The organism is Nucisporomicrobium flavum (assembly GCF_016464385.1).
Lineage (GTDB): Bacteria > Actinomycetota > Actinomycetes > Mycobacteriales > Micromonosporaceae > Actinoplanes > Actinoplanes flavus_A.
In genome coordinates this window covers 1-18,439 of record NZ_JADMLH010000016.1, presented here as the reverse complement: position 1 = coordinate 18,439, position 18,439 = coordinate 1, and the positions used below count along the sequence as shown (strand labels likewise).

Sequence of the window (18,439 nt, the reverse complement as noted above, 5' to 3'; positions counted from 1 at the left end):
CACCGAGCCGATCATGGCCCCTGTTGGAGGTGAGCATGAGCCGGACGGGTGCCATGGATCGGGTGCGTCGCTGTGTCGACCACGCCATGATCCTGACGTCGCTTCTTCTGCTGGCGTGGTCTGCGCCGGTCGAGGACGTCGTCCGCGGTACGGCGGGTGCCGGCCGGCTGATCGCCGCCGCCGCCGTCGTCGGGGCGGCCGCCACGGCAGTTCTGCTGCTCGCCCGGCGCCGACCCCTCGTGCAGTACGTCCCGGTCGCCGCCGCCGTGGTGCTCGCCGGCGTCCGGTTCGGCCGCGACGGGCAGCTCAGCCCCGGCCTGACCTGGCTCACGCTCACCGTGGCCGCGATCATCCTGGTCCGGCAGTTCCTCGGCGCGCGGGCGAACGAGGGCCTCGTCCGGGACCTCACCCGGCAGCGCGCCCAGCTGGTCCGCCAGGCGTTCCGGGATCCGCTGACCGAGCTCGGCAACCGCAAGCTGTTCATGGACCATGCGCGGGACGCGCTGGCCGACGCCGACGACACGATGACCGCCGTGATCCTGTTCGACCTGGACGGGTTCAAGGAGGTCAACGACACGTACGGCCACACTGTCGGCGACGAGCTGCTGCGCACCGCCGCGGACCGGCTCACCGCCAACGTACGGACCAACGACACCGTGTCCCGCCTGGGCGGCGACGAGTTCGTGGTGCTGCTGCCGCGCCTGGTCGACGACCAGATCGCCGACACCGTGGCCAACCGCATCCTGCGCGACCTCGCCCAGCCGCTGACCGTCGGCGAGGCGGTACTGAGCATCCGCGCCAGCGCCGGCATCGCCATCACCCGCGGCAGCGACGTGCTCGTCGACGAGGTGCTGCGCGAGGCCGACCTGGCCCTGTACCAGGCCAAGGGCGAGGGCAAGGGCGTCGCCCGGCGCTTCGACCCGGCGCAGTTCGCCGCGGTGGAGGCCCGCCGGCGCGAGGAGGCGGACCTGCGCCGCGCCCTCGACGACGGCGAGTTCGAGGTGCACTACCAGCCGATCGTCGACCTGGCCGGCGAGCACACCGTCGGCGTGGAGGCGCTGGTCCGCTGGAACCACCCCGAGCGCGGCCTCGTACCCCCGATCGCCTTCCTCGACATGGCCGAGTCGCTGGGCCTGCTGCCGCGCCTCGGCGGCTGGGTCCTCGAGGAGGCGTGCCGGCAGGCCGCCGCCTGGCAGGAGCAGCAGCCCGGCTTCGAGCTCAACGTCAACCTGTCGGCGAGCCAGCTGAGCAACCCGGCCCTGGTCGACGAGGTCCGTGGCGTCCTCGAGCGGACCGGCCTGCCGCCGTCGCTGCTGGTGCTCGAGCTGACCGAGTCCGTCGCGCTGGTCGACCTGGTCGAGTCCGCCCGGGTACTGGGCGCGTTGAAGACCCTCGGCGTGCGCATCGCGCTCGACGACTTCGGCACCGGCTTCTCGTCGCTGAGCCACCTCGGCACGCTGCCGGTCGACGTCGTCAAGATCGACAAGTCGTTCGTGCAGGCGATGCAGGAGACCACCGGCGCGTCGGTCGCCGAGGCGGTGCTGCAGATCGCCCGTACGTTCGGCCTCGCGCCGGTCGCCGAGGGCGTCGAGGACGCCGGCCAGGCCTCCCGGCTGCGGGAGCTGGAGTGCGCGCAGGCGCAGGGCTACCACTTCGCCCGGCCCATGCCGGCCGGCCAGCTCACCGAGCTGCTGACCCGGCAGGCGGCGCTCTCCGCCTAACCGATCACGGCCATGGCTCGGTCCAGGAGCTCGGGCAATTCTTGACCGCCCGCCATCCACGCTCGCAGCGCCGCGTCCAGACATCCGAGGGCCGCCGCGACCATGGCCTCGGCCCGGGGATCCGCCGCGTCGTCCGGGTCGGCGCCCAGCCGGCGGGCGACCTCCGGCCGAAGCAGGTCCTGCCAGTACGCGTTCTTCTCGCGATGGTGCGCGGCCAGCGCGGGCGTCGCGAGGATCAGCCGCATGAGGGGCTTGATGGCCTCGCCGGCGTCGGCGAGCTCCCGCAGCCGCGGGTCGAGCGAGCGCCGCAGGGCGACCCACGGCGGTTCGCCGGCCGGCCGTGCGATCAGCGCCTCCAGCCAGGCGCGCCCGGTCTCCGTCGCCCGGCCGAACAGCGCCTCCTCCTTCGTCGGGAAGTAGCGGAAGAACGTGCTGCGGGAGATGTCGGCGCGGGCGCAGATGTCGTCCACCGTGGTCCCGTCGAAGCCCCGCTCGAGGAAGAGCGCCACGGCCGTCGCGGCCACCTGGTCGCGCATCGCCCGGCGGGCACGCGCCCGTGCACCGCCCGGGACCTGGTCTGATGCCACCGCGTCACGGTACCGGGTGGCGCGGCCCCGCTACGGTGCTCATCTGACACTTGGTTCCATAAGTGGGACTGAGTTCCATATCTCCTCTCGATCGGAGCTGTCAGATGCGACGGCACTTCGCCTTCGTCGGCCGGAACGGCGCCGGGCACATCAACCCGACACTGCCCCTCGTGGCCGAGCTGGTCCGGCGCGGGCACCGGGTCACGTACGCCCTCGAGGCATCGTTCGCCCCGGCCGTCCGGCGTGCCGGGGCCACGTTCCTCGACCTGCCGGCCGGCGAGTTCCGGCACCGCGGCCGGTCGGGCCAGAGCGCCCTGCGCGACGCGAGCACCGACGTGGTCGCCATGATCGCCGACCTGGTGCTCGCGGCCACCGAATACGAGCTGCCGGTGCTGCGCGAGGGCTTCGCCGCCGACCCGCCGGACGTGGTCTGCTACGACGCCAACTCCCTCGCCGGGGCCATGCTGGCGGACATCCTCGGGGTGCCCGGCATCCAGTTGCGACCCACATTCGCGGCGAACAAGCACTACACGCCGCTGCAGGAGTTCGTCCCCGATCCCGAACGGCTCGCCGCGTCGATGGCGGCCGCGGAGTCGCGCGTACGGGCGTACACGGCACCGTTCGGCATCACGCGCACGCTCGGCACGGTGCTCAGCCGGGTCCCCGGTGACCTCGACGTGGTCTTCGTGCCACGGGAATTCCAGTACGACGGCGACACCTTCGGCGACCGGTACGCCTTCGTCGGGCCCTCGGAGCACGCGCGTACGGACACGGGCAGCTGGGAACCGCCGGCGCCCGGCACCCGCCTGCTGTTCGTCTCGCTCGGCACGCTGATGAACGAGGATCCGGCGTTCTTCCGCCTCTGCATCGAGGCGTTCGCGGGCACCGACTGGCAGGTGGCGATGGCCGTCGGCGACCGGATCGATCCGGCCCGGCTCGGCGCCGTCCCCGCGAACGTCGACGTACGCCCGTCCTTCCCGCAGCTCGAGGTCCTCCGGCACGCGCGCGTGTTCGTCACCCACGCCGGCATGAACTCCACCATGGAGGCGGTGCTCCACCGGGTGCCCACCGTGGCCGTCCCGCAGATGCCCGAACAGCACGCCAACGCTCGCCGGCTCCGTGAGCTGGGACTGGGCACGACGCTGACCGACCAGACAGCCGAGGCTCTGCGCGAGGCCGTCCGCGACGTGGACGGCGACGACACGATCCGCAAGAACCTCGCCGGGATGGCCGGGTCGTTCCGGGCCGCCGGCGGGGCTGGGGCGGCCGCGGACGCCGTCGAACGGCTGGCTCGATAGATCGATGTATCGTCCTGCGGGTGACCGATCCGCTCCTGCCGGGGGATCCGACCGAGCTGGGCGGCTATCAGCTGCTCGGGCGGCTGGGCCAGGGCGGCATGGGCGCCGTCTACCTCGGCCGGGACGCCGGCGGCCGGCTGGTCGCGGTCAAGATGATCCGGCCGGAGTACGCGTACGACCCCGAGTTCCGCGGCCGGTTCCGCAGCGAGGTGAACCGGGCCCGCCAGGTGCCGCCGTTCTGCACGGCCGAGGTGCTCGACGCCGACCCGGAGCATCCCACGCCGTACCTGGTGGTCGAGTACGTCGACGGGCCCACCCTGTCCGAGGTGATCGCCGGTAACGGCCCGCTGAGCGGCGGCAACCTGCACAGCGTCGCCGTGGGGGTGGCGACGGCGCTGGCCGCGATCCACGGCGCCGGGGTGATCCACCGCGACCTCAAGCCCGGCAACGTGCTCCTCGCGCTGGGCACGCCGAAGGTCATCGACTTCGGCATCGCCCGCGCGTTCGAGGCGACGAGCCGGCACACGCAGACCGATCAGATGGTGGGCACGGTCGCGTACATGGCGCCGGAACGCTTCGAGACCGACCGGCACGGCAGGGTCGGCCCGGCGGCCGACGTGTTCGCGTGGGGCGCGGTCGTCGCGTACGCCGGCACCAGGCGTACCCCCTTCCAGGCGGACTCCCCCGCGGCGACCGCGGCGCGCATCCTGACCCAGCCGCCGGACCTGTCCGGGCTGCCGGACCCGCTGCGCCAGGTGGTCGCCCGCACGCTCGCGAAGGACCCGGCGGACCGGCCCACCGCACACGAGTTGCTGGAGCTGCTGCTGGAGCTCGACACCCAGGACCGGGCCGAGCCGGTACGCCCCGAGCTGCTCCGCGCCGCGACGGCCGCGCGCCGGCTCACCGCCGGAGGCATGCGGCCCGGCCGGACCCGAAGACTGGCCCTGGCCGGCATGGGTGTGCTGGTGCTGGGGACGGCCGGTGTCGTGGCCACTCAAGCGCTGTCGGGACCGGGACCGGGAGCGTCGGCGTCGCGCGGCGAGGGCACGACCGCGCCGACGCCCTCCCGCAGCCGGGCCGCCGGAGGCACGGCGATCATCGACCGCCTGGACCGGCCCGGCCAGTGGCAGGCCACCCGGGGCGACGCCGAGGGCCGCTGCGTGTTCGCGGACGGCCGGCTCGAGGCCAGGACCGGGATGTCGCCCGTCTACCGCTGCCAGGGTCCGTCCGAGCCCATCGCCGGCGACCAGGCCGTCAGCGTGGACGCGACGATCCTCACCCCGGGTACGTGCGCGGCGATCTGGTTCCGCGCGGCCGGCGCCGGCGGCGGCTACCTGGTGTCGCTCTGCGAAACCGAGGTCCGGCTCGGTACGGACACCGCCGACGGCGTCACGGGCGAGACGAGGGCCACGGTCACCGGCGGCGAACTGGGCCGGGCCCGCCGGGTCGACGTCGTCGTGGAACAGGACGAGGCGACCGTCACCGTGGACGGTACGGCCGCGCTGAGAACCCGGCTCGGCGAGCCGTCCCGGCCGGCCGGGCGGGTGACCTTCGGGGTCATCGACGATGTCATCAGCGGCGACGCCCGAGCGGCGTTCGCCCGTGCGGAGGTCATGGAACTGTGAAGCGCGCCCTTCCCGCCGTGGTGCTGCTGGTCCTCGTGGCCGGCGGGTGCGGCACCGACAAGCCGGAAGCCTCTCCCGTCCCGGCGTCCCCTTCATCGACGTCGACGTCGACGTCACCGTCGCCGTCGACGTCGAGTCTTCCGTCCATCACCAAGGCGGCGCCTCAGCCGCGCTTCGCGGATCTCACCCAGGGCAGCACCACGTCGGTGGTGAAGCTGCACGCGTACGACGGGAAGAACGCGTCCGCCGTCGTCGAGCCGATCATCTTCATGACGGGCGACGCGTACTGCCGGACGTTCAAGATCAAGCGCTCGGACAGCCGGTGCGTCAACCACGAGTACGTCACCGAGGCGAGCCACACCAAGGTCACCGTGCCCATCGCCGCGACGGCGAAGTACTTCACCTGGGAGGGCGCCGACGGCAACGTGTGCCTCGACGCCCCCGAGAAGGGCGGCACCTGCCCCATGACGGCGAAGGAGTTCGCCGGGTGGTTCAAGCTCAACGAGGGCGGCATGGTCGCAATCGCCACCACGGACGGCACGCTCACCCGGATGGCCATCGTCTACACCCCGTGACCCCCGGGCCCGGTCACAGCGGCGGCGGCTCGATCTCGGTCTCCAGGCGTACGCCCGCCTGCGCCCGGGCCAGCACCGGGTGGCTGTCGCCGTACGCCTTCTGCAGCCGCTGCACCGCGACCTCGGCCGACTGCTCGTCGCCCGCGTCCAGGGCCACGTTGAACGCGCACGCCAGCGTGTCGGGGTGGTCGGCGCCGCGGACCGTACGGGACCGGGTGAGCGTGTCCAGGGCGATCTCCCGCGCCTGCTGCGCCTCCCCGATGGCGAGCAGGTCAGCCGCGAGCCCGTTGGCGCACGCGAGCGTGAACGGGTGGTCGGCGCCTACGCTGCGCCGCAGGCCGCCGAGCGCCTCCTCGTCGATCGTGCGGGCCTCGGCGTACCGGCCGGTGGCACGGACCACGCCGGCCAGGTCGGCGCCGGCGGCCAGCGTGAACGGGTGCTCGTCGCCGAGGACGGCGTGGTAGCGCACCACCGCCCGTTCGAGCAGGTGATGCGCCTCGTCGAGGTCGCCGGCCTCGCGGGCGCAGTTGGCCAGCGACACGATCGCACCCAGCGTCTCCACGTTGAGGTCGCCGAACTTGTGCCGGAAGAGCTCGACGTTGGCGGCCGCCAGCTTCCGCGCGTCCGGCCGGCCGCCGCGCCGGGCCGCCATCGCGGCGAACCGCCCGGCCCACAGCGCCATCGGGTGGTCCTCGCCGAGCGCCTCGAAGTGCCCGGCGGCGGCGAGCAGGGCGGCCGCCCCCGCGTAGTCGCCGAGCCCGAACAGGTCGAACGCCAGGCCGGCCCGCGACGACAGCGTCTCCGGGTGGCCCTCGACGAAGATCACCTGCCGGTGCCGCAGCACCTGCTCGTCCAGCGCCCGGGCGCCCCGGAAGTCGCCGAGCAGCCGCAGGTCGACGGCCAGGTTGTTGGCGCAGCGCAGCGCGGTCGGGAAGCTCTCGCCGAACAGCCGGCGGTAGCGGACCAGGTTGTCGGCGTCCAGCTGCCGGGCCTGCTCGAAGTGGCCCTGCATGCGCAGGTCGGCGCCGACGCTGTTGGCCGTCGCGAGGGTGGTCTCGTCGTCGCCGCCGAGGACCTCGCGCTGCGAGCGCAGGGTCTGCGCGTTGAGGACGCGGGCATCGGCCGTACGCCCCACCGCGCGCAGCGCGTTCGCCAGGTGGAACGAGGCGAGCAGCGTCTGGTCGTCGGTCTCGCCCAGGCTGTCCCGCCACCGGGCCACCGCCTGCGCGGCCAGGTCACGGCTGGAGTCGTAGTCGCCGCGGGCGTACAGGTAGCGCACGCAGCCGACCGCCAGCTGACGGACCTCCTCGGAGTCGCCGCCCAGCACGTCGGAGTGGATGAGGTGCGGGATGATCTCGGCGTACCGGGGCCAGTGCGTCGGGTTGTCGGGATCGCCGGGGTCGGCCGCGGCGAGCATCGCCCGCACCGAGCGCAGCAGGGCCGCGTGCCGCTCCGACGTGAGCTGCTGACCCAGCATGCCGCGGACCAGCGGGTGCACGATCAGGCTCTCGCCGGGCGGGTCGAGGTCGGCCAGCCCGTACCGGCCGATCAGGCGGACCGCGGCCTTGAGCCGGCGCTCGATCCGCAGGGTCCGGGCAAGCTCGCCGCTCATCAGGCCGCGGGCCGCCCAGAACAGCTCCCAGGAGATCGGCGCGCTGGCCAGGAACGCGCTCAGCTCGAGCAGCTCGAACGCGGCCGGCGAGGCCTCGGCGAGTTCGTCGGCGGCCAGCCCCCACGCGACCCGGATGGGGGTGGGGAACGCCAGCTCGGCGGCGCGGGCGTCGTAGCGGCTCAGGTACTCGTCGACGCTCCAGCCGGTCGCCGAGCGCAGTGCGGACGCCTGGTCGAGCGCCATCGGCACGTCACCGAGGTGCGCGGCCAGGCGCTCGGCGTCCTCCGCGGACAGCTCCGGGGTGCGGTGCCGCAGGAAGTCCACGCTGTCCGTACGGTCGAAGACGGCGACCGGCACCGCCTGCGCGACCTCCGTGGTCCACCGCGGGTTGCGCGAGGTGACGAGCACGTGCCCGGCGCCGCTGGGCAGGTACGGCTTGATGTCCTCGGGCCGGTTGGCGTTCTCGAAGACGACCAGCCAGTTCCGGTACGGCTCGCCGCGGCTCAGCGCGTCGCGCACGGCGCCCAGCGTCCGGTTGATGTCGCGGGCCTCGGGCAGCTTCAGCTCCTGCGCGAGCCCGACCAGCGCGGCGCGCATGCCGGCGGTCTGCTCGGCGGGGATCCACCACACCAGGTCGTACGTGTCCGCGTACCGGTAGGCGTATTCCACCGCCAACTGGGTACGTCCCGTGCCACCCAGCTGGTGATCAGCGGCGGGCAACAGCACCACCGGTCCGTTGCCGAGCAGTCCACGCATCCGGGCGAGAAGATCCTCGCGCCCCGCGAAGCGTGGATTACGCGGCGGCAGACCACCCCGGATCGGCACGCCGCCCCTCCCCACTGGTGACTCGGCACTCTACTGTCATGCTGCCGATTACCGTACGTGGAATCATCGCCACTGCGGAAGATTGCTTCGGAAGGGCCACCGGTGACCGACGAACCCGTCACGAGTCTCGACCGCGACGCCGACGTAGCGACCGTCGCCCTGCACGGCGAGGTCGACGTGCTCAACGTGGACCAGGTACGGGTGGCGCTGGTGGAGGCGATCGAGACCCGGCCCCGGGCGTTGGTGGTGGAGCTGTCGAAGCTGTCCTTCATCGACTCCACGGGGCTGGGCGCGATCATCTTCGGCTTCCAGCGGGCCCGCGACGAGGGGATCGCGTTCTCGCTGGCCCGGCCGACCCGCGGGGTGCACCAGATCCTGGTGCTCAGCGGCGTGCTGGAGGTCGTCGACCTGGAGCTGTGAGGGCCGGCGTCAGCCGACCCAGGCGTACTCACGCGCGGGCACCGCCGCCGAGGTGCGGAAGTTGCTGTTCACCGTTGCCGCCTCCGTCGCGTTGGGGTACGCGTTGGTGCACGACACCGGCGCGCTGCTGCCCGACATCAGGTCCGCGCACAGGCCCGTACGCCGGTCCGGCAGTCCGAGGATGTGTCCGAACTCGTGGGCGGCGATCCGCGGGACGTAGTAGCCGTCGTTCACCGCTTCCCGGCCCATGTACCACCGGCCGTTGCCCAGCGACGTCGTGTACGTGCGCGGCCAGCCGTTGTCGGCGTACACCCGGATGTTGGGGGTGCGGCCCGCCGGCACCCGTTCGAGGCGCACGGTGGTGACCCGGCTGTTCCAGATCTGGGCGCCCTGGTCGACCGCCGCGACGAATTCCTGGGCCTGGCTCGCGTCGTAGTACAGCACCCGCGGCGCGGCGGCCGCGGGGCCGGCGGTGGCGATCTGCAGACCGGCCATGGCCAGCACCGCGAGCACCGCGGCGGACAACCTCTTGAGAAGCATCGGAACCTCCGAAGAGCGGTTGGGGGACTGCCCAAAACGGTAGTCAGAAAAAGACGCTTATCAATGAGTGTGGCCATATCGGTTGCCGCCTCATGGTCACGTGATACCGCCCGGCCGGCGGGCGTGGCGAGGATCTCCCCGAACAGCTGTCCGCATAGCTGGACGGCGGTTGCACCGGCGAGAACGCCCCACTAGGTTCACCAAAAAGGAAATAGTGTGCCGTTTGCCGAATATCACGAGGGGTAGTTCATGGCCGGATCACGGATCGTCTCGCTGGGCCATTACCAACCGGCACGGGTGCTGACCAACGACGAGCTCACCACGATGGTCGACACCACCGACGAGTGGATCCGCAGCCGCGTCGGCATCGAGACCCGGCACATCGCCGCCCCCGACGAGAGCCTCGACGAGATGGCGGCGCACGCGGCCCGCAAGGCGCTCGCGGAGAGCGGTGTCGCGGCCGCCGACATCGACTACGTGATCGTGGCCACCTGCACGGCCTTCGACCGCTCGCCGAACATCGCCGCCCGGGTGGCGCGCCGGCTCGACCTGCCGGCCCCGGCCGCCCTCGACCTCAACGTCGCCTGCGCCGGCTTCACCCACGCCCTCGCCACCGCCGACCAGGCGCTCAAGACCGGCTCCGCCACCAAGGCGATCGTCATCGGCGTGGAGCGGCTCTCCGACTTCACCGACTGGACCGACCGCAGCACCTGCGTGCTCATCGGTGACGGGGCCGGCGCGGCCGTCCTGGTCGCCGACGAGGAGGAGCACGTCGGCCCGGTCGTGTGGGGCTCCGTCCCGCAGATGTCGCACGCCGTCCGCATCGAGGGCCGCGACGCCACCTTCCAGCAGGAGGGGCAGAGCGTCTTCCGCTGGGCCACCCACTCGCTGCCGGCCATCGCGCGTCAGGTGTGCGAGAAGGCCGGCGTCCGGCCCGAGGACCTCGCCGCGATCGTGCCGCACCAGGCCAACCTGCGGATCATCGAACCCCTGGCCCGGCGCATCGGTGCCACCGACGCGATCATCGCCCGTGACGTGATCGAGTCCGGCAACACGTCGGCGGCCAGCATCCCGCTCGCCCTGTCCAAGCTGGTCCAGCGCCGCGAGATCCCGTCCGGGGCGCCGGTGCTGCTGTTCGGCTTCGGCGGCGGGCTGGCGTACGCGGGCCAGGTCGTGCGCTGCCCCTGACCACGCCGGAACGAACGATGACGGGCCGGGCGCCGGGGCGCCCGGCCCTCGTCATGCGGCCGCCACCAGCTCCACCAGGCGCTCCGCGATCATCGTCGGCGTCGGACAGTCGAACACCAAGGACGACGGCAACCGGACGCCGGAGGCCTCCGCCAGCCGCTGGGTGAACTCGAGCGCCGTCAGCGAGTCGAGACCGCTGTCCCACAGCTCGCGGTCCGGGTCCACGTCCTCGGCCGTCCGGTGCCCGAGAACGCCCGCCGCTATCCCCCGTACCAGCTCGCGGACCTCGGTGCCGCCGAGCGACGCCCAGTCGGCCCGGGACGCCGGCGCGGCCGCGGGACGGTCCGGCGTGAGGTGGCGCAGCATGGCCGAGGTCGCCGGGCCGGCCTCCCCCGCCAGCCGCAACGCCGTCACGGCGGGATCCGGCTGCCGCAGCGCGGCGTCGAACAGCGCCAGCCCACGCTCCGGCGGCAGCGCCGCGAACCCGGTGCGTTCCATCCGGCGCAGATCGGCGCCGGTCAGCTCGCCGGCCATCCCGCCGCCGGCCCACGGGCCCCACGCGACGGCCAGGGCGGGCGACCCCGCCGCCCGGCGGCGGTACGCCAGCGCGTCCAGGACGGCGTTCGCGGCGGCGTAGTTGGCCTGCCCCGCCCCGCCCAGCACCCCGATCACCGAGGTGAACAGCACGAACGCGGACAGGTCGCGACCGGCGGTGAGCTCGTGCAGGTGCAGGGCGGCGTCCACCTTGGGCCGCAGCACCGCGTCGACGCGCGCCGGGGTCAGCAGGCCGACGGTGCTGTCCCGGACGACGCCCGCGGCGTGCACCACCCCGGTCAGCGGCCGGTCCGCCGGCACGGCCCGCAGCGCCCGTTCCAGGTCCGCCCGGTCCGACACGTCACACGCGACGACGGTCGCCGCGGCGCCCAGCTCGGCCGCGAGCTCCGCCGCCCCGGGCGCCACCGGGCCCTGCCGGCTCAGCAACAGCACGTGGCGGACCCCGAGCCGGTGCACCAGGTGCCGGGCGATCAGCCCGCCGAGCGCGCCGGTTCCCCCGGTGATCAGGACGGTGCCCTCCCGGTCGAACGGCCGCTGCGGTCCGGGCTCGGCCGCCGGGGTGAACCGGGGCCGGTGCAGGTGGCCGTCGCGTACGGCGAGCTGCGGCTCCGCGGAGTACAGGGCGCGGCGCAGCCCGTCGGCGGAGGCCGGCTGCCCGTCGACGTCGATCAGGCGGAACCGTCCCGGATGCTCCGCCTGCGCGCTGCGCACCACGGCCCACACGGCGGACGCGACCGGGTCCGGCACATCGGCGCCGGGCTCGGTGGCCACCGCGCCGCGCGTCACGAACACCACCGTGGAATCGTCGAACGTGTCGTCGTCGAGCCAGTGCTGGATCAGCGCGAGGGCCCGTTCCACGCCCGCGCGAACCGCGCCCGGCAGGGCACTGTCCGCCTCGGCCGCCCCCTCACCGCCGCAGACCAGCATCAGGCCGGGCACGGTGGCGCCACGCCGCAGCTCGCTCTCGACTTCCCGCAGCGAGGGGTACGCGTCAGCACCCTTCACCGCGTCGCTGAGGCCCAGGTGGTCGGTGCCCAGAATCCCGCACCGGGGCAGCGGGTCCCCCGGCTCACCATCGTCCTCGGCCCGCGGCCAGGCGACGGTGAGCAGCACGTCCCGCTCGGACGCGCCGGGCTCCAGGCGGGCCGGGTCGATCGCCCGGAGCAGCAGGCGATCCACCGACAGCACCGGCGTCCCGTCGCCGTCGGTCACCGCCAGGGAGAAGGCGTACGGGCCACGCGCGCTGACCCGCACGAGGAGCCGGGTGGCGCTGGTCGGCCGCAGCCGGACTCCGGACCACACGAACGGCAGCGGCACCCCGTCATCGCCCGCCGGGACGACCAGCAGCGCGGCGTGCAGGGCGGCGTCCAGCAGCACCGGGTGCAGCGCGAAGCCCTCGGCGGAGACCGGGGCGGGGAGCTCGACCTCGGCGTACACCTCGCCGCCGTCGCGCCAGGCGCCGGTGAGCGCGCGGAACGCGGGGCCGTATTCGAAGCCTCGGCCGGCGAGCCGGCGGTAGTGCTCGTCCACGTCCACCGCGGACGCCGGGACGGTGATGCTCCGCCCCGGCCCTTCGGCGGGCGGGACCTCCCGTCGCTCGAGCGTGGCCCGGGCGTGCTGGGTCCAGCCGGCCGAGTCGTCCCCGCTGAAGATCGTGATCTCGTCGGGTCCGGCGACCAGGCGTACGTCCACCGGCGTGCCCGCGGTCAGCAGCAGCGGCGCCTGCACCACCAGCTCGGCGACGTCCCGCTCGAACCGGGCGGCGAGGTGGGCGGCCCACTCGACGAAGAGCGCGCCGGGCACGACCACGCTGCCCCGTACGGCGTGATCCGCCAGCCAGGGCTCGGCGTCGAGGGAGAGCCGGACGGCGCCGAGCAGCGTCTCGGAGCCCGGCACCTGCAGGACGGCGCCCAGCAGCGGGTGGCTCGCCGGGGGCAGGAAGGCGCTCGGGGCCGCGGTGGCCGGGTCCAGCCAGTACCGCCGGCGCTGGAACGGATACGGCGGCATCTCACCGCGTCGCACGGCCGGGCCGGCCAGCGTGCGAGACCAGTCGAGGCGCGCGCCGGCACAGTACAGCCGCATCAGGGCCGGCTCCACGCCCCGGCTGATCGGCACGAGCACGGCGTCCACGTCGGCCAGGTTGCGGGCGGCCAGCGCGGTCAGCACCCCGCGGGGGCCCAGCTCGAGGAAGCGTCGTACGCCCGCACCGGCGAGGTGGCGGACGCCGTCGCCGAACCGTACGGCCTCCCGCACGTGCCGGACCCAGTAGGCCGGCGTGCAGAGCTCCTCCGCGGACGCGGCCCGGCCGGTCAGGTTCGACACCACGGTCAGGCGCGGCGGGTGGTACTCCAGCGTGGCGGCCACCTCGGCGAAGGCCTCCAGCATCGGATCCAGGTGGGCCGAGTGGAAGGCATGGCTGACGCGCAGGCGGTCCACCCGGCGGCCGCGCTCGCGCCACTGGTGCGCGAGGGCGAGCACCGGCTCCTCGGCGCCGGACAGGACCACCGCGTCCGGGCCGTTGACCGCGGCGATCGACACACCCTCCGGCACCGGCGACACCTCGGCCTCGGAGGCGGTCACCGCCACCATCGCGCCGCCGCGTGGCAACGCCTGCATCAGCGCGCCCCGGGCGGCGACGAGCCGGCAGGCGTCCGCCAGCGACCACACCCCGGCGACGTACGCTGCGGCCAGCTCGCCGATCGAATGCCCGAGCACCGCGTCCGGCACGAGCCCGAGGCTCTCGGCGAGCCGGTGCTGGGCGACCTCCAGGGCGAACAGCGCCGCCTGGGTGTACGCGGTGTCGTCGAGCAGGGCGGCGTCGGGGTGGCCGGCCGGCGCGAACATCACCGCCTGCAGCGGGCGGTCCAGGACGGCGTCGAAGTGCGCGCACACCTCGTCGAGCGCGGCGGCGAAGGCGGGGTACGCGACGTACAGGTCGTGCCCGGCCCCGGGCGTCTGGCTGCCCTGCCCGCTGAAGAGGAACGCCGTGCCGCCGGGGCGCGCGCGATCCGTCACGAGGCTGTCGTCCGCCGCACCCCGGGCGAGCGCCTCGAGCCCGCGCTCGGGATCACCGAGAACCACCGCACGGAACGGCAGCGCGGACCGTCCCGCCGCGAGCGAGGCCCGCAGGCCGGTCAACTCCTCGGCGGACAGTGCGGCCGTACGGGACAGCAGATCCTCCGCCTGGGCGCGCAAGGCTTCGGCACTGTGCGCCGAGAACGGCATCAGCGCGGGCGCGGACCCGGCCTCGCCGGAACCGGTGAGCTCGGGGGCCTCCTCGATGATCACGTGCGCGTTCGTGCCGCTGATGCCGAAGGACGACACGCCGGCTCGGCGGACGCGTTCACCCCGGTGCCACGGAACCGGTTCGGTCAGCAGCCGCATCGCGCCGCTCGACCAGTCGACCAGCGGCGTTGGCTTGTCGGCGTACAGCGTCCGGGGCAGGAGCCCGTGCCGCATCGCCAGCAGGACCTTGATCACCCCGCCGACGCCGGCCGCCGCCTGCGCGTGCCCGATGTTGGACTTGAGCGACCCGAGCCACAGCGGGCGCTCCGCGGGCCGCTCGCTGCCGTACGCGTTCAGCAGCGCCTGCGCCTCGATGGGATCGCCGAGCCGGGTGCCGGTGCCGTGCGCCTCGACCGCGTCGACGTCCGACGGCTGCAGGCCCGCGTCCGCCAGCGCGGCCCGCACGACGAGCTCCTGGGACGGGCCGTGCGGGGCGGTGAGCCCGTTGCTCGCACCGTCCTGGTTGACCGCGGTGCCGGCGAGCAGGCCGAGCACCGGCCGGCCGGCGGCGACGGCGCGGGACAGCGGCTCGAGGACCAGCAGGCCGACGCCCTCGCCCCAGCCCGTACCGTCGGCGTCGGCGCTGAACGCCCGGCACCGGCCGTCCGCAGACAGGCCGCGCTGGCGGCTGAACTCGACGAAGATGCCGGGCTCGGACATCACCGTGACGCCGCCGGCGACGGCCATCGAGCACTCGCCGTCCCGCAGCGCGCGGGCGGCCTGGTGCAGCGCCACCAGCGACGACGAGCACGCCGTGTCCACGGTGACGGCCGGGCCGGTCAGCCCGAAGGTGTACGCCACCCGCCCGGACACCACGCTCGCGGCGGAGCCGGTCAGCGCGTACCCCTCGATCTCCGGCGGGGCGTTGAGCAGGCGCGCGCCGTAGCCGCTCGACATCGCGCCGACGAAGACGCCGGTGTCGGTGCCGCGCAGCGCCGACGGCTCGATCCCGGCGTTCTGGATCGCCTCCCAGGCCACCTCCAGCACGAGCCGCTGCTGGGGATCCATCGCGAGCGCCTCCCGCGGGCTGATCCCGAAGAACGCCGGGTCGAACCGGTCGGCGTCGTGCAGGAAGCCGCCGGTGCGCACGTACGTGCGTCCGGGCCGTCCCGGGTGCGGGTCGTACAGCGCGCCGACGTCCCAGCCGCGGTTCTCCGGGAACGCCGAGATGACGTCGCGCCCCTCGGCGAGCAGCTGCCACAGCTTCTCCGGGGAGTCGGCGTCGCCCGGGAACCGGCATGCCATCGCGACGACGGCGATCGGGTCACCCGTCCTGCGCGCGGCCGACGCGACGGGTCCCGGAGTGCCGGCGACCCTGAGATGGCGGGCGAGCTCGACGGGCGTGGGCCGGTCGTAGATCAGCCCCGGGGGCAGGTGCCGCCCGGTGGCCTCCTGGAGGCGGTCCCGCAGCTCCACCGCCGTGAGCGAGGTGAGCCCGAGGTCGTTGAAGGTGGCGGCCGGATCGAGCTGCTCGATGCCGGGGACACCGAGCACCGCGGCAACGGTACGCAGCACGAGATCGAGCAGCGCCTCGTCGGGAGCGGCACCCGGCTCCGCCACCGGCCGGGCCTGAGCGGTCTCGCCGAACCAGTGCCGCTTCCGTTCGAAGGGGTAGCCGGGAAGGGTGCACCTGCGAGGCTCGTGGCCGGCGAAAACGGCGTCCCAGTCGGCCGGGGCGTCGACGGTCTCCACCGTCCCGCCCCGCTCGACGGCGCGCAGGACGGTCCCGAGGTCGGCGAGGCGGGCGGCACGCACCACGAGCTCGTGTCCGGGAACGGCCCGCGTCGTCGCCAGGGAGTACGCCACATCCAGCGGCTCGGCCTCCGGATGGGCGGCGATCCAGCCGGCGAGGCGCCCGGCGTACGCCCGCAGCGCCGCCGGCGTACGCGCGCTGACCAGGAACGGCCACGCCCGCTCCGGCACGAGGCGGGCCGGTGGTTCTTCGGCCCGGTGTGCCGACACCACGACGTGGCAGTTCGTCCCGCCGATGCCGAACGCGCTGACGCCCGCCGTGCCGGGCCGGTCCGCCGACGGCCACCCGGCGTTCTCGGCGACGACGTGCAGCGAGTCCGGCACGTGCTCCGCCACCGGGCCGGCGCCGTGCTGGGCCGGGATGACCCCGTGCCGCAGGCTGAGCGCCGTCTTGACGAGCCCGGTGATGCCCGCCGCCGCTTCCAGGTGGCCCACGGCGGCTTTCGCCGAGCCGACGAGCAGCGGGCGCTCCCGGTCGCCGAACGCCAGCCCCAGCGCCTCGGCCTCGACCCGGTCGCCCAGCCTCGTGCCGGTGCCGTGCAGCTCGACGTAGTCGACGTCGGCGGAGGTCACCCCGGCCCGGCGCTGCGCCTCGCGGATCACGTCGACCTGGGCGCGGACGTCGGGCGCGGTGACCGTCCCGGTGTGGCCGTTGTTGTTGACCGCGCTGCCGCGGATGACGCAGTAGATCCGGTCCCCGTCGGCCTCCGCACGGTCCAGCGGCTTGAGCACGAGCATCGCGCCGCCCTCGCCGCGGACGAAGCCGTCGGCTCCGGCCCCGAACGGGCGGCAGGCGCCGGTGGGCGACAGGACACCGGCCCGGGCCGCGGCGATCCAGCTGTTCGGGGCCAGGTTGAGCTGCACACCACCGGCCACGGCGAGGTCGCACTCGCCGCCCCGCAGCGCGACGCAGGCCAGGTGGACCGAGACCAGCGAGGCGGACTGGCCGGAGTCCACCACGAGACTGGGGCCACGCAGCCCGAGCAGGTACGAGACGCGGTTGGCGAGCAACGCCCGGTTGAGGCCGGTGAAGCTGTAGCCGTCCAGCAGCCCGGCGGCCCGGACGAGGTCGGCGTAGTCGTCGGACATGGCGCCCAGGAAGACCGCCGTACGGGTGTCGCCGAGCCGGCCGGGCGCCAGCCGCGCGTCCTCCAGCGCTGCCCAGCCCAGCTCCACCGCGAGGCGCTGCTGCGGATCCGTCGCCGCCGCCTCCCGCGCGGACATCCCGAAATGGGCGGCGTCGAAGCGGTCGGCGTCCGGCAGGAACCCGCCGGTGCGGACGGCCTGCCGCTGCTGCGGGCCCAGCGCGGAGAAGTCGGCGGGACCGAACCGGCCGGCGGGGGCCGGGCCGAGGCCGGCGCCCCCGCCGATCAGCAGCTCCCAGAAGTCGCCCGGCGTCGGCGCACCCGGTAGCCGGGCGGCCACGCCGATCACCGCAACGGGCGTGCTCGTCCCAGAATCGCTCATGATCTCCGCTACTGTTCGTCCGTCTTCGTCAGGAACCGGGTGGCCGTCTCGATCACCGCGCGGTCGCCGAGGATGCGCCGGTGTCCCAGCCCCTGCGTGAGGACCAGGTCGGCGGAGGTCGCGTACGTCTCGGCGAGCCGCCGCCCGTGCCGCACCGGCACCTCCTTGTCGTCCTCGTCGTGGATGACCAGCGTCGGCACCGTGACCTGCTCGGGCCGGTACGTGGGCGAGAACCGCTCCCAGATGTCGGTCTCCGGCCGGAAGTAGATCTCGGTACGCCGGCGCAGCTCGCGGCTGATCGAGGGACGCAGCGACAACTGGGTGCAGAACGCGTCCGCCAGGTACGCGAAGTCGCTGATCGCGCTGATCGCCACCATCCGGCCGGCCTGCACGCCCGACCGCATCGCGTGGTACGCGCACAGCACCCCGAACGAGTGCGCCACGATCGCCCGGAAGGGACCGTGCTTCTCCTGCAGGCGCGCGATCAGGGCGGCCTGGTCGACGATCGTGGCGGACACCCCGCCGGAGTCGCCGTGCCCCGGGGCGTCGTACGCCAGCACCGGCAGCCCCGCCTCGTGCAGCGCCGGGACGAAACCCGCCCACGAAGCGGCCCGCGACTGGAACCCGTGCACCATCAGCACCGGGCGGGGACCGTCGCCCCACCGGTACGTCTTCACCGTGACGCCGTCATGGTCCAGATCGGACACCTCGGCAGCGTCCATCACCTGCTGCTGCGCGGGCCGGACCTCGGCGCGCCGCACCGGCTCGATGAACAGCTTGAACGCCGCACGCCCGGCCAGCCGCGGCGCTACGTACGAAACGGCGTTCAACCGGCTGCTGAGTGACGGTGCTGCCATGGTGTCTCCATAAGGTTGTTGATCGTCTGGGGTGATGCCCTGGATGCCCGGGGACGGTGGGGTGTGGCTGATGGTTTCTTGTCGTTGGGTGGTTTCCGAGGAGTGGCCGCCCTGCCGTTGCCGATGGCCTGG

General features: G+C 74.0%; 11 protein-coding genes. 6 read left to right on the top strand and 5 right to left on the bottom strand.

The annotated features are described in order from the left end of the window. Positions 1-35 precede the first annotated feature (35 nt). The gene (locus tag IT780_RS30475; protein ID WP_199515268.1) at positions 36-1,721 is read left to right on the top strand and encodes a putative bifunctional diguanylate cyclase/phosphodiesterase; all 1,686 of its coding nucleotides are present in this window, start codon (positions 36-38) and stop codon (positions 1,719-1,721) included. Here IT780_RS30475 and IT780_RS30470 read toward each other — a convergent pair. Continuing rightward, a complete protein-coding gene (locus IT780_RS30470) occupies positions 1,718-2,308 on the bottom strand; it encodes a TetR family transcriptional regulator (RefSeq protein WP_199515267.1) in 591 nt (196 codons plus the stop codon). The two genes, IT780_RS30475 and IT780_RS30470, sit on opposite strands and share 4 nt — an antisense overlap. A 104-nt stretch (positions 2,309-2,412) precedes the next feature. Here IT780_RS30470 and IT780_RS30465 point away from each other — a divergent pair, with 104 nt between their 5' ends. The 3 genes from IT780_RS30465 to IT780_RS30455 are packed head-to-tail and all read left to right on the top strand — an operon-like array spanning position 2,413 to position 5,806. Continuing rightward, positions 2,413-3,606 (top strand): macrolide family glycosyltransferase, encoded by a 1,194-nt coding sequence (locus tag IT780_RS30465; RefSeq protein ID WP_199515266.1) that lies wholly within the window; start codon positions 2,413-2,415, stop codon positions 3,604-3,606. Between the two features lie 20 nt (positions 3,607-3,626). Then, positions 3,627-5,231: a serine/threonine-protein kinase gene (locus IT780_RS30460; RefSeq protein ID WP_199515265.1), complete on the top strand. Its 1,605-nt coding sequence runs from the start codon at positions 3,627-3,629 to the stop codon at positions 5,229-5,231. After that, entirely contained in the window at positions 5,228-5,806 is a 579-nt protein-coding gene (locus IT780_RS30455) for a hypothetical protein (protein WP_199515264.1), read from the top strand. Before IT780_RS30460 ends, IT780_RS30455 begins: the two co-directional genes overlap by 4 nt. A gap of 13 nt (positions 5,807-5,819) precedes the next feature. Here the strand turns inward: IT780_RS30455 and fxsT are convergent, their stop codons facing one another. Beyond that, positions 5,820-8,243, bottom strand: a complete 2,424-nt coding sequence (gene fxsT, locus IT780_RS30450) for an FxSxx-COOH system tetratricopeptide repeat protein (protein ID WP_199515263.1) — start codon at positions 8,241-8,243, stop codon at positions 5,820-5,822. A 102-nt stretch (positions 8,244-8,345) separates the two neighbouring features. On the opposite strand from fxsT, the gene IT780_RS30445 reads away from it, so the two are divergent. Then, positions 8,346-8,663, top strand: a complete 318-nt coding sequence (locus IT780_RS30445; RefSeq protein WP_199515262.1) for an STAS domain-containing protein — start codon at positions 8,346-8,348, stop codon at positions 8,661-8,663. A gap of 9 nt (positions 8,664-8,672) precedes the next feature. On the opposite strand, the gene IT780_RS30440 is transcribed toward IT780_RS30445, so the two are convergent. Further along, on the bottom strand, positions 8,673-9,203 hold the full coding sequence (locus IT780_RS30440) for a snapalysin family zinc-dependent metalloprotease (RefSeq protein WP_199515261.1): 531 nt from the start codon (positions 9,201-9,203) through the stop codon (positions 8,673-8,675). Between the two features lie 249 nt (positions 9,204-9,452). On the opposite strand from IT780_RS30440, the gene IT780_RS30435 reads away from it, so the two are divergent. Then, positions 9,453-10,391 carry a beta-ketoacyl-ACP synthase III gene (locus IT780_RS30435; RefSeq protein ID WP_199515260.1) on the top strand — a complete coding sequence of 313 codons (939 nt, stop codon included), beginning with the start codon at positions 9,453-9,455 and terminating at the stop codon, positions 10,389-10,391. A gap of 51 nt (positions 10,392-10,442) precedes the next feature. Here IT780_RS30435 and IT780_RS30430 read toward each other — a convergent pair whose 3' ends face one another. Together IT780_RS30430 and IT780_RS30425 are read right to left on the bottom strand one after the other, a co-directional pair. Continuing rightward, on the bottom strand, positions 10,443-17,450 hold the full coding sequence (locus IT780_RS30430) for a type I polyketide synthase (RefSeq protein WP_199515259.1): 7,008 nt from the start codon (positions 17,448-17,450) through the stop codon (positions 10,443-10,445). Between the two features lie 8 nt (positions 17,451-17,458). Next, complete coding sequence (locus tag IT780_RS30425) at positions 17,459-18,307, bottom strand: alpha/beta hydrolase (protein ID WP_199515258.1); 849 nt, start codon at positions 18,305-18,307, stop codon at positions 17,459-17,461. Between the last annotated feature and the right edge of the window lie 132 nt (positions 18,308-18,439).

What these genes read in the sequence shown, in the direction of transcription:
- IT780_RS30430 (WP_199515259.1), bottom strand. Translation starts at nt 17,450, where the DNA reads ATGAGCGATTCTGGGACGAGCACGCCCGTTGCGGTGATCGGCGTGGCC.
- IT780_RS30440 (WP_199515261.1), bottom strand. Translation starts at nt 9,203, where the DNA reads ATGCTTCTCAAGAGGTTGTCCGCCGCGGTGCTCGCGGTGCTGGCCATG.
- IT780_RS30475 (WP_199515268.1), top strand. Translation starts at nt 36, where the DNA reads ATGAGCCGGACGGGTGCCATGGATCGGGTGCGTCGCTGTGTCGACCAC.
- IT780_RS30435 (WP_199515260.1), top strand. Translation starts at nt 9,453, where the DNA reads ATGGCCGGATCACGGATCGTCTCGCTGGGCCATTACCAACCGGCACGG.
- IT780_RS30465 (WP_199515266.1), top strand. Translation starts at nt 2,413, where the DNA reads ATGCGACGGCACTTCGCCTTCGTCGGCCGGAACGGCGCCGGGCACATC.
- IT780_RS30425 (WP_199515258.1), bottom strand. Translation starts at nt 18,307, where the DNA reads ATGGCAGCACCGTCACTCAGCAGCCGGTTGAACGCCGTTTCGTACGTA.